Annotated in this window: 9 protein-coding genes and 1 riboswitch; all 9 genes read left to right on the top strand. The window is 69.6% G+C overall.

Translation table 11 applies throughout. The features are described 5' to 3' along the window. The first annotated feature begins 20 nt into the window (after window positions 1–20). The 9 genes from FNH13_RS11570 to FNH13_RS11530 all read left to right on the top strand — a co-directional run bounded on the left by FNH13_RS11570 (window position 21) and on the right by FNH13_RS11530 (window position 11545). Complete coding sequence (locus tag FNH13_RS11570; RefSeq protein WP_143783563.1) at window positions 21–1061, top strand: ABC transporter permease; 1041 nt, start codon at window positions 21–23, stop codon at window positions 1059–1061. After that, window positions 1061–2794 carry an ABC transporter ATP-binding protein gene (locus FNH13_RS11565; RefSeq protein ID WP_143783562.1) on the top strand — a complete coding sequence of 578 codons (1734 nt, stop codon included), beginning with the start codon at window positions 1061–1063 and terminating at the stop codon, window positions 2792–2794. Before FNH13_RS11570 ends, FNH13_RS11565 begins: the two co-directional genes overlap by 1 nt. 144 nt (window positions 2795–2938) lie before the next feature. Next, window positions 2939–3883 carry a methionyl-tRNA formyltransferase gene (gene fmt, locus FNH13_RS11560; RefSeq protein ID WP_143783561.1) on the top strand — a complete coding sequence of 315 codons (945 nt, stop codon included), beginning with the start codon at window positions 2939–2941 and terminating at the stop codon, window positions 3881–3883. After that, window positions 3876–5426: an RsmB/NOP family class I SAM-dependent RNA methyltransferase gene (locus FNH13_RS11555; protein WP_143783560.1), complete on the top strand. Its 1551-nt coding sequence runs from the start codon at window positions 3876–3878 to the stop codon at window positions 5424–5426. The genes fmt and FNH13_RS11555 overlap by 8 nt, the downstream gene beginning before the upstream one ends. A gap of 21 nt (window positions 5427–5447) precedes the next feature. Continuing rightward, complete coding sequence (rpe, locus tag FNH13_RS11550) at window positions 5448–6110, top strand: ribulose-phosphate 3-epimerase (protein WP_143783559.1); 663 nt, start codon at window positions 5448–5450, stop codon at window positions 6108–6110. Window positions 6111–6173: 63 nt separating this feature from the next. Beyond that, window positions 6174–6302, top strand: a riboswitch (FMN riboswitch). A 160-nt stretch (window positions 6303–6462) separates the two neighbouring features. Beyond that, window positions 6463–7167: a nicotinamide riboside transporter PnuC gene (gene pnuC / locus FNH13_RS11545; RefSeq protein ID WP_407669891.1), complete on the top strand. Its 705-nt coding sequence runs from the start codon at window positions 6463–6465 to the stop codon at window positions 7165–7167. Between the two features lie 48 nt (window positions 7168–7215). Further along, on the top strand, window positions 7216–7647 hold the full coding sequence (locus FNH13_RS11540; protein WP_143783557.1) for a PH domain-containing protein: 432 nt from the start codon (window positions 7216–7218) through the stop codon (window positions 7645–7647). 173 nt (window positions 7648–7820) lie between these two features. Next, the gene (locus FNH13_RS11535) at window positions 7821–9713 is read left to right on the top strand and encodes an ABC transporter ATP-binding protein (protein WP_228266371.1); all 1893 of its coding nucleotides are present in this window, start codon (window positions 7821–7823) and stop codon (window positions 9711–9713) included. Next, complete coding sequence (locus FNH13_RS11530) at window positions 9713–11545, top strand: ABC transporter ATP-binding protein (protein ID WP_143783556.1); 1833 nt, start codon at window positions 9713–9715, stop codon at window positions 11543–11545. Before FNH13_RS11535 ends, FNH13_RS11530 begins: the two co-directional genes overlap by 1 nt. The last annotated feature ends 72 nt before the right edge of the window (window positions 11546–11617 follow it).

Below are 11617 nucleotides of genomic sequence, written 5' to 3'. Positions count from 1 at the left end.
CACTCCGCACGGAGGACGCCATGACTGACAACGACAAGCCCGAGACACCCGGCAGCGGCGAGGAGAGACTTTCGCCGATCCCCGAGATGCACGACCCCGGCTCCGCGCAGAGTGCCGGCACCACGACGGACGCGCTCTCGGTCGAGAAGCAGATCGACCTGACGCAGAAGTCCTACTCTCAGGGCGAGCTGATCCGCCGACGGTTCTTCCGGCACAAGGGCGCGATGTTCTCCCTCGCCTTCCTCGTCTTCGTCGTGGTGATGGCGATCTCCTCCATCGGCTACTTCTTCATCCCGGGCTGGTGGGACAAGGACTACTGGTCCGCGGCCACCATCGTCGACGGGGGACGTCCGACGCTGAGCTTGTTCCCCCCGGCCTGGGGCGAGCAGCCGTTCGGCCAGGAGAACGCCGGCAAGGACTACTTTGCCCTGACGATGCGCGGCACCCAGCGATCCCTGACGATCGCCTTCACCGTGGGCATCCTGACGACCATGCTCGGGACCCTCATCGGCGCCATCGCGGGCTACTTCCGCGGCTGGGTCGAGGCCATCCTGATGCGTGTCACCGACCTGTTCATCGTCATCCCGCTGCTCGTCCTGGCCGCCGTGCTGGGTCAGCGCAGTGGTGGTGGCATCTGGCCGCTGGCGATCATGCTGAGCCTGGTCTCCTGGACCGGCCTGGCCCGACTCGTCCGCGGAGAGGTGCTGTCCCTGCGCGAGCGGGAGTTCGTCACCGCGGCCGAGGCGATCGGCACCTCTCCGTGGCGCATCATCTTCAAGCACATCCTGCCCAACACGATGGGCACCATCATCGTCAGCGCGACCCTGACGATCTCGGCGGTGATCCTGCTGGAGAGCGCGCTGAGCTTCCTGGGCTTCGGTGTCCGTCCGCCGGACACCTCCCTCGGACTACTGATCTCCACCTACCAGAACAGCTTCACGGTCCGCCCGTGGCTCTTCTGGTGGCCCGGCATGGTCATCCTGGGCATCGCACTGTCGGTGAACTTCCTCGGTGACGGCCTGCGCGACGCCTTCGACCCCCGCCAGAGCAGGAGCGACTGATGACTGCCACCACCACAGACAGCACCACCGGAGCCGTCCTGGACTTCAACGAGGTTGACGTCCGGTTCAGCACCGAGTTCGGCTCGGTCCACGCGGTCAAGGGTGTGTCCCTACACGTCAACCCCGGCGAGGTGGTCGCCCTGGTCGGTGAGTCCGGCTCGGGCAAGTCAGTCACCTCGATGACCGCGATGCGGTTGCTCCCGAGCAACGCGCGCATCGGCGGTGAGATCACCGTCAACGGGCACGGCATCCGCAAACTGTCCGAGAACGCCATGCGGCGCCTGCGCGGCAACGACATCGCGATGGTCTTCCAGGAGCCGATGACAGCGCTGAACCCGGTGCTGACCATCGGCACCCAGATGACCGAGGCCCTCGAGCTCCACGGCATCGCCTCGGGCAAGGCTGCCCTGCAGCGCGCCATCGAGCTGCTCGACATGGTCGGCATCCCCGAGCCCGAGCGGCGGGTCAAGCAGTACCCGCACGAGCTGTCCGGTGGCCAGCGTCAGCGCGTGGTGATCGCCATCGCGATCAGCTGTGACCCCAAGATCATCATCGCCGACGAACCGACGACAGCCCTTGACGTGACCGTGCAGGCCGACATTCTCGACCTGCTGCGCTCACTCAAGGAAAAGCTCAACACCGGCATCCTGCTGATCACGCACAACATGGGCGTGGTGGCCGACATGGCCGACCGCGTCTGCGTGATGTTCAAGGGTGAGCTGGTGGAGAAGGGCACGGTCGACGAGGTCCTGCTCAACCCGCAGCACGAATACACCAAGATGCTGCTCGGATCCGTCCCGCGTCTGGGCGCGGGCCGCGACCAGATGGGCATCAGCATCGCCGAGGTCGAGGCCGTTGAGGGCGCCGAGCTCGCCATCGACCTGGAGAACCTGGTCATCGAGTACCACCGGATGGGCAAGCCACCCTTCCGGGCCGTGGATGACGTGAGCTTCCAGGTGCGTCAGGGCGAGATCGTGGGTCTGGTCGGTGAGTCCGGCTCGGGCAAGTCCACGATCGGACGGTGCGCGCTCGGTCTGATCCCCGCTGCGGGTGGCTCGTTCCGCCTGCTGGGCCAGGACATCACGGGGATGAAACGGCACCAGCTCAAGGCCATCCGCCGTCGCATCGGCGTCATCTTTCAGGACCCGGCGGCGTCCCTGAACCCGCGCCTGCCGATCGGTGAGTGCATCAGCGAGCCGATGGTGGTGCACAAGGTCGGCAACCGCAAGGCTCAGGAGCAGAAGGTCTATGAGCTCCTGGACGCCGTCGAGCTTCCGCGGGAGGTCTACAACCGCTATCCGCACGAGGTGTCCGGAGGCCAGCGCCAGCGCATCTCCGTGGCCCGGGCGCTGACGCTGGACCCTGAGCTCCTCGTCGCTGACGAGCCGACCTCTGCGCTCGACGTCTCGGTCCAGGCCAAGGTGCTGAAGATCTTCAGCGACCTCCAGGCACGCTACAAGTTTGCCTGCCTGTTCATCAGCCACGACCTGGCTGTCATCGACCTGCTGGCCCACCAGGTTGTGGTGCTGCAGAACGGTCGGGTGGTGGAGGCCGGGCCGCGCGAGCAGGTCCTGATGAATCCCCAGGAGGAGTACACCCAGCGGCTGCTCGCCGCCGCTCCGGTCCCGGACCCCCACGAGCAGCGGGAGCGTCGCGAGGAGCGCCACACCCTCCTGCGTGCCCTGGGAGAAGAGGTCGCCGAGATCCGGGACACCGGGGTGGAGTTGTCGTGAACCCGAGACCCCGGCCCCGGTCGCGGCCGGGGTTGGTGCTGCCTGGCTGATCCGCCGGACCCCACTGGTCCGGTCCATGACGGGCTGGGCCCGGTGCCCCACGTGGGTGCCGGGCCCGGTGCCTGCTGACTAAGAAGGAGTCCTGTGCGACTGGTCTTTGCCGGAACGCCCGCTCCGGCTGTCGTCGCACTGCGGGCACTGCTGGACTCGCGACACGAGGTCGCGGCGGTGGTGACCCGCCCCGAGGCACGCGCCGGACGAGGACGCAGCCTGACGCGCTCCGATGTCCACCAGGTCGCGGACGAGGCGGGGATCGAGGCCCTGACCCCCACGTCGGCGCGGGATCCCGAGTTCGCCACCCGGTTGGCTCAGATCGCTCCCGACGCGGCTCCGGTCGTCGCCTACGGTGGGCTGATTCCCCGGGGCGTGCTCGAGATTCCGGCTCAGGGGTGGATCAACCTGCACTTCTCGCTGCTGCCAGCCTGGCGCGGCGCCGCCCCCGTGCAACGTGCCCTGATGGCCGGTGACGAGGTCACCGGGGCGAGCACCTTCCTGCTGGAGGAAGGACTCGACACCGGCCCGGTGCTGGGCACGCTGACCGAGACGATCCGTCCCACTGACACCGCCGGGACGCTGCTGGAGCGGCTGGCCGGGGCAGGGGCGCAACTGCTGGTCGCCACGCTTGATGGACTTGAGGAGGGCCGGATCACCCCGGTCCCGCAGCCGACCGAGGGTATCTCGCACGCCCCCAAGCTGAGCGTTGACGAGGCGCAGGTCGACTGGGCCCGCCCCGACTATGCGGTGGACCGGCACATCCGAGGGTGCACGCCCGCACCCGGGGCGTGGACGACCTTTCGCCAGCCTCGCCTCAAGGTGCACCCCCTGGAAGGACCATTGGGGGCCACCGACCCGGAGGGGATGCGACTGGCGCCGGGAGAGCTCCTGGTGCAGCGGCAGGCGGTGCTGGTGGGCACCGGGACCCACCCCGTGCGCCTCGGGGTCGTGCAGCCCCACGGCAAGAGGGCCATGCCCGCGAGCGACTGGGCACGAGGAGTCCGGATCGAGGCGGGGGAGGTGCTCGGTGGCTGAGGGTGACGGTCGGGGACAGGGTCGGCGGCAGGGCCGGCGGCAACGGTCGGCGCAGGCACCGTCGCAGCGGGCCCGCCACGGCGATCCAGCCCGCGGCGCGGCCTACTCGGTCCTGCGTGCCGTCGCCGACGGCGGCTACGCCAACCTCGTGCTTCCCACGGTGCTCCGCAACTCCCGGCTCCAGGGTCGTCACGCCGCGTTCGCCACGGAGCTGACCTACGGCACCCTGCGGATGCAGGGACTGTATGACGCCGTGGTCGACGCCGCAGTCGACCCGCCGGGACGATCCATCGACCCCGCAGTGCGGGACATCCTCCGGCTGGGCACCCACCAGCTGCTCGGGATGCGCGTGCCAGATCACGCCGCCGTCAGCGCGACGGTGGCGCTGGCCAGGCAGCACGTGGGAGCAGGCGCGGGTGGCTTCGTCAACGCCGTGCTGCGCCGTGTGTCAGAGCGCAGCCGTGACGAGTGGCTCGAACGCGTGCTCGAGCCGGTCACGGACCCGGTCGAACGACTCGCCCTCCAGCACTCGCACCCCGCCTGGATCGTCCGGGCGCTGCGCGCGGGACTCATCGGGCACGGGTCCAGCACAGCCGAGAGTGTTGACGCTGACCTGAGCGCGCTGCTCGAGGCCCACAACACCGCTGCGCTGCCCACCCTGGTCGTCCGACCGGGACTCGGTGCCGAGGAGGAGTTGGAGGCCGCAGGAGCGGTGCCGGACCCGATCGCCCCCACGGCCTGGACGATGCCCGGAGGGGACCCCGGCCAGCTGGCCAGCGTGCGTGATGGGCGGGCTGCCGTGCAGGACGGTGGTTCCCAGCTGCTCGCCCTGGCCCTCGCCGGCGCCACGACGGATGGACAGACGGAGCACGCCGGGGACGAGACGGAGCACGCCGCGGGCGAGACGCACGACAAGACGGCGCGTGGCGGCGACGGCGAGGAGTGGCTCGATCTGTGTGCCGGCCCCGGTGGCAAGGCCGGTCTGCTCGCTGCCCTCGCCGTCCACCGAGGAGCCCGTCTGCTGGCCAACGAGGTCCAGCCGCACCGCGCCGCTCTGGTGCGCAACACGCTGCGCGCCGTGCGTGAGCGCCACCCCGAGAGTGTGTCTGTGGTCGTCGGGGACGGCCGTGAGATCGGTGAGACCGACCCCGGCCGGTTCGACCGGGTGCTCGTCGACGCGCCCTGCACGGGTCTGGGGGCACTGCGGCGGCGTCCGGAGGCTCGCTGGCGACGGACCCCACGGGACCTCGCCGAGCTCGGCCCGTTGCAGCGTGATCTGCTGGCCTCGGCCATCGAGGCCACCCGTGCGGGCGGTCTCGTGCTCTATGCCACCTGCTCACCGCACCTGGCCGAGACCGAGTTCGTCGTCAAGGACGTGCTCAAGGCCTTCCCCGGCCGGGTCGTCGCCGAGGACGTCCGACCGTTGCTGCTGGACCGGGCCGGGGAGCCGCTGCCGGACACCGGACCCGGCCCGTGGGCCCAGCTCTGGCCCCACAAGCACGGCACAGACGGGATGTTCCTGGCGCTCCTGCGCGTTCGCTGAGCCTGCGGCTAGGCTGCAGTCGTGCTTCAGATCAGCCCCAGCATCCTGTCCGCCGACTTCGCCAACCTCGAGTCCGAGCTGGCCCGGATCGCCACCGCTGACTGGGCCCATGTGGACGTGATGGATGGACACTTCGTGCCCAACCTGACCCTCGGGCTGCCGGTGGTCGAGGCGTTGAAGCGGGTCAGTCCCATCCCGCTGGACTGCCACCTGATGATCGAGGACCCAGACCGCTGGGCACCGCAGTATGCCGAGGCGGGCGGGTCGTCAGTGACCTTCCACATCGAGGCCGCGAAGGACCCGGTGGCGACCGCCCGCGCCATCCGGGCGGCCGGCGCCCGGGCGGCCTTCGCGGTGAAGCCCGGGACCCCCTTCGCCCCCTACGCCGATCTGCTCCGGGAGGTCGACATGGTCCTGGTCATGACGGTCGAGCCGGGCTTTGGCGGACAGTCCTTCATGGCCGATCAGATGGCCAAGGTCAGCGAGGTCCGCGAGGCCGTGCGCCGGCACGGGGGAGAGATCTGGATCCAGGTCGACGGGGGAGTCTCCCAGGACACCATCGGCCAGTGCGTCGAGGCCGGGGCGGACGTCTTCGTGGCGGGATCAGCCGTCTACGGGGCCGACGACGTGCCCACGCGCATCGACCAGCTGCGGGCCCTCGCGGCAGAGCACGCCCACCACTGACGCCGGCAGTCGACCCGCCCCGACCGTGGAACGCGCTCCGGACGCGGTAGGATGGCCGGGCAATACGTGCTCCGGGGTCGGTGAAATTCCGAGCCGGCGGTGAGAGTCCGCGACCCGGCCGCAGCCAGCGGCCGGCTGACCTGGTGAAATTCCGGGACCGACGGTTAAAGTCCGGATGGGAGGCAGCACGCGCGTCGCCGCGGCGACGGACCGCACCGAGGTGCCGGCAACGGCACCCCTGGGACGGGCCCGCACGACGACGCGTATCGCTTCACGCAACCCCCGGCGCCCACACCGTTCGTGGCCGGGGTTTTGTCGTTCTCGGCCACCTGATCCGCAAAGGATGCACGTCGTGGACGTCTGGAACGACCTTTTCACCGCCGAGCTTCAGCTCGGCCAGCACACCATTCTCTGGCGCGAAGTCGTGGGCAACCTCTTTGGCATCGCCTCGGCGATCCTCGGGATGCGCCGACTGGTCTGGGCCTGGCCGGTGGGCATCATCGGCAATGTCTTTCTCTTCACCGTCTTCATGGGGGTGTGGTTCGCCACGCCCCAGGAGCACAGCCTGTTCGGACAGGCGGCTCGCCAGGTCTTCTTCATCATCACCAGCGTCTACGGCTGGTGGGCCTGGAACAAATCCCTGCGGACGCGGGCCAAGGGTGAGCCGGCGATCACCCCGCGATGGGCCTCGGCCCGGGAGCGCACGGCATACCTCCTCGCTGCGGCGGGGCTGGTGGTCCTGTGCCAGTGGATCTTCCAGCAGGTCGGCGTGGGATGGCCGGCGCCGGACTGGTACTACTGGACCGACGCCTGGATCTTCGTCGGGTCGATCCTGGCGACCTACGCCATGGCCCGAGGCTGGGTCGACTTCTGGCTCGTCTGGATCGCGGTCGACCTAGTGGGGGTGCCGCTGCTGTGGCACTCCGGCTACTACCCCTCGGCGATCATGTATGCGGCGTACGGCGCCTTCGTCGCCTGGGGCTTCTTCGTGTGGCGCCGTGCCGCGCGGGATGAGGCGCCGCAGGCAGCCCCGGCCCTGGCGGACAGCACCACCTGACCAGGCCGTGCGGGTCGAGCCTGGCCGGGCCTGGTTAGTGTGGGCTAGGTGAGCACCAGGGACCCCTATGCCGTCTTCCGACCTCGTCGTGGTGCCCTCGTGGCCCGTGCCTCGGCGCTGGCGGTGCTGGTGAGCTTTGCGGTGCTGGTCGTCCTGGCGCCCGGGCACGGCTGGAACCCGGCTGACCGGGTCCTGGTGGTGCTGCTCGCCATTCTCCTCGCGGCCGGGCTGTGGCGTTTTGGGATGGTGCGTGCCGTGCCCACGACGGCCGGGCTGCGCGTGGTCAACCTGGTCCACAGCCGGGACGTGGAGTGGGCCGAGATCGTGCGCGTCACCTTCGCCGGCGGCACGCCGTGGGCAGTCCTGGAGCTCAGCGACACGGAGGAGCTGGCGGTGATGGGGATCCAGCGCGCCGACGGCGAGTTCGGTCGTGCCGAGGCCTCCCGACTGGCGGCACTGGTCACCCACCACAGCAGGTGAGCTCCGCGGCCCCTGGGGAGCCAGGGGACCAGGTGAAATTGATTCGGACTTGCCAACCGGTCGTGCGAAGATAGTGGGTGCGCCACCGGGTGGGTCCGGATGGCTGCGTTCCCTGATGCAGACCACGGACCGGTCAGCACGGGACTCCGCCCAGTGTGAAGGAGCCTTCTGACGTGACGTCTGCCACCAGACCGGTCGAGCGACCACGCCCGACCCCGGCGATCCTGCGCCAGGGGCTGCGGGTGATCTGGACCGGCATCCGGCAGCAGAAGAAGATCTTTGCGGTCGCCGTCGTCGGGTCCGCGCTGTGGGCGCTGGCCACCGTGGGCACCGCTTGGGCGATCGGCTACGTCACCGAGACCGAGGTGACCCCGGCGGTGGAGAGCGGTCAGGTCACCTCCAGCGGTCTGTGGACCATCTTCTGGGTGCTGCTGGCCGTCCTGGTGGTCAATATGACCGGTGTGGTGCTGCGGCGGGTGGCCGCCTCCATCGCGGGCTTCAACCTGCAGGCCCTCTACCGTCAGCGCGTCACCCGGCAGTACCTGCGACTCCCGCTGAGCTGGCACCACGCCCACCCCTCGGGCCAACTGCTGTCCAACGCCCACGCGGACATCGAGGCGGCCTGGCAGATCTTCAACCCGCTGCCGATGGCCATCGGGGTCATCGTGATGCTGCTCATCGCCGGCACCCAGATGGTGGTCGTGGACCCGTTCCTGGCGCTGATCGGCTTCCTGGTGTTCCCGGGCCTGTTTGCGGCCAACCTCGTCTTCCAGCGGTTCATGTCCCCGCGCATCACCCGCGCCCAGCAGTTGCGCGCCGAGGTCGCCGAGGTTGCGCACGAGTCCTTCGAGGCCGGGATGCTGGTCAAGGCCATGGGCCGCGAGCAGGAGGAGACCGACCGGTTTGGTCGGGTCACCAACGACCTGCGCGACTCGCTGATCACGGTGGGCCGCACCCGGGGCATGTTCGAGCCGGTGATCGAGGCCATCCCCGTGCTCGGCACGCTGGCCGTTCTGGCGGTCGGCACGGCGCGCGTCGCCTCCGGTGACCTGACCGCCGCCGACGTCGTGGAGATCGCCTACCTTTTCTCGATCCTCGCCTTCCCGGTCCGCGCCCTGGGCTGGGTGCTGGCCGAGATCCCCCGCTCGGTCGTCGGCTATCGCCGCGTGGACTCCGTCCTGCGAGCCAGTGGCTCCATGGCGTATGGCGAGGAGCGCCTGCCGCGCGAGGGCGCGGCTCACGCGCGCACCGAGGGGGTCTCCTATGCCTATGCCGAGCCGGCCGAGCGTGCTGTCCTGGGGGCGGAGGAGGCCCCCGAGCCGGTGGTCGAGCAGCTGGGTCAGCAGCGCAGCATGGCCATCCGGGACGTCACGTTGGACGTGCCGGCCGGACGGACCGTGGCGATGGTCGGTCCCACCGGGTCGGGCAAGTCGACGCTGGCCAACCTGGTGCTGCGGCTCATGGACCCCGACACTGGCGCGGTCACCCTGGACGGCATCGACCTGCGCAGCGTCCGCAAGGGTGAGGTGCCGGACGTGGGCACCCTGGTCGCCCAGCAGACCTTCATGTTTGACGACCCGGTCCGCGACAACGTCACCCTCGGTGAGGACCTGTCCGACGAGGTGGTCTGGGATGCGCTGCGCACTGCCCGGGCCGACGGCTTCGTCAGCAGCATGCCCGGTGCCCTCGACGCGATGATCGGCGAGCGGGGCGGCAACCTGTCCGGCGGTCAGCGCCAGCGGATCGCCCTCGCCCGCGCCATCGTGCGCAGGCCGCGGCTGCTCGTGCTGGACGACGCGACCAGCGCCGTCGACCCGGCCATCGAGCAGGCGATTCTCGGCGGGTTGCGGGAGACCAGCGATGGGATGACCGTCCTGGTCGTCGCCTACCGGATGGCCACCATCGCGCTGGCCGATCACATCGTCTATCTCGAGCAGGGCCAGGTGCTCGACCAGGGCACGCACGCGGAGCTGATCGAGCGTTGCCAGGGCTATGGCGACCTGGTCAACGCCTATGCGCGGGAGGCAGCCGAACGTGCTGCCGTGGCAGCGGATGAGGAGCACTGATGACGACGACAACCCGCGCAGCCCGCGATGACGAGCACGACGCCACCGGCGAGAGCAGCGAGATCGGTGGCAGCCACGACCTGAGCACGTGGGCCACTCTGAAGCGTGGCCTGGAGCTGTCCCCGGAGCTGGTGAAGGGACTCTGGGTCACCGTGGCGCTGGCCATCTTCGCCACCCTGGGCAAGGTGCTGATCCCCTTCGTCGTGCAGCAGGCCACCGACCACGGCATCCTCGCCGAGGGTGGAGCTGACGTCGACTTTGTGCTCCGCGCTGTCCTCCTGGCCGCCGGCGCGATCATCTTCACCGGTCTGGCGCAGTATGTCGTCAACGTGCGCCTGTTCAAGGCCGCCGAGTCCGGCCTGGCCACCCTGCGCCTGACCGCCTTTCGGCACATCCACGACCTGTCCGTCCTGACGCAGAGCACCGAGCGCCGCGGCTCCCTGGTGGCCCGCGTCACCAATGATGTCGACACGATCTCGATGTTCGTCCAGTTCGGCGGCATCATGCTGCTCGTCTCCAGCGCGCAGATCCTGGTGGCGACGATCCTCATGGTGTTCTACAGCCCGATCCTGGCGGGCGTGGTCTATCTGTGCGTGATTCCCCTTGTCGTGCTCATCACCAAGTTCCAGCCGATGCTGGGCCGGGCCTACGGCGCCGTGCGGGTGCGCGTCGGCGAGCTGCTGGGGGCCGTCTCCGAGTCGATCGTCGGCGCGGTCACCATCCGTGCCTACGGCGTCGAGAACCGCACCGAGCAGCGCATCGACGGAGCCATCGAGAACCACCGGGCCGCGGCCATCAAGGCGCAGATCCGCTCGGTGATCGCCTTTGTCTCCGGTCAGGCCTTCGGTGGCATCACGACGGCCATCGTGCTGGTCGTGGGCACCGTGCTGGCCGCCAACGACCAGATGAGCCTCGGCCAGCTGCTGGCCTTCCTCTTCCTGGTCAACCTGTTCACCCAACCGGTCCAGCAGGCCACGGAGATCTTCAACGAGCTGCAGAACGCCGTTGCGGGCTGGCGCCGTGTCATCGGCGTGATCGACACCCCGGCCGATGTCTCCGACCCGGGGGAGGCCGGTGTCCAGCTGCCGCGGGGGCCGATCACCGTCCAGTTCGAGGACGTCGCCTACTCCTACCCCGGCGGCGACCGCGTGCTGCAGGACGTCACCCTGACCCTGGAGCCCCAGACCCGGGTGGCAGTGGTGGGCGAGACCGGCTCGGGCAAGACCACGCTGGCCAAGCTGCTCACCCGGCTCATGGATCCCAGCGAGGGGCGCGTCCTGATCGACGGTGTCGACCTGCGCGAGATTGCCTTCTCCTCCCTGCGGCGGCGCATCGTGATGGTGCCCCAGGAGGGATTCCTGTTTGACCAGTCCCTGATGGAGAACATCCGCTTCGGACGTCCCGAGGCCGAGAACGAGGACATCGAGCTGGCGATGACCGAGCTGGGGCTGGACCCCTGGCTGTCCGGTCTGCCAATGGGCCTGGCCACGCAGGTTGGACAGCGTGGTGAGTCGCTGTCAGCGGGTGAGCGCCAGCTGGTGGCGATCGCCCGGGCTTATCTGGCCGACCCCGACCTGTTGGTGCTCGACGAGGCGACCAGTGCCGTCGACCCCGCGACCGAGGTCCGGATCCAACGGGCCCTGGAAGGGCTGACCCGGGGGCGCACCTCGGTGGCCATTGCGCACCGGCTCTCCACCGCTGAGGCGGCCGACGTCGTCGTCGTGGTCGACAAGGGTCGGATCGTGGCGGTCGGCCCGCACCATGAGCTGGTCAACGCCGGCGGCGTCTACACCCGGATGCACGCGTCCTGGGCCGTCCAGCAGCAGGGCTAGCCGTGCCGGGAGGAGCGGACAGCCGGTCCGACGGAACCGGGCTAGCCGTGCCGGGAGGACCGGACAGCCGGT

Origin of the sequence: Ornithinimicrobium ciconiae, assembly GCF_007197575.1 — a bacterium.
In the GTDB taxonomy this organism is placed as follows: Bacteria; Actinomycetota; Actinomycetes; order Actinomycetales; family Dermatophilaceae; genus Ornithinicoccus; species Ornithinicoccus ciconiae.
The sequence above is the reverse complement of the archived record's forward strand: the minus strand, read 5'-3'. Positions and strand labels throughout refer to the sequence as shown.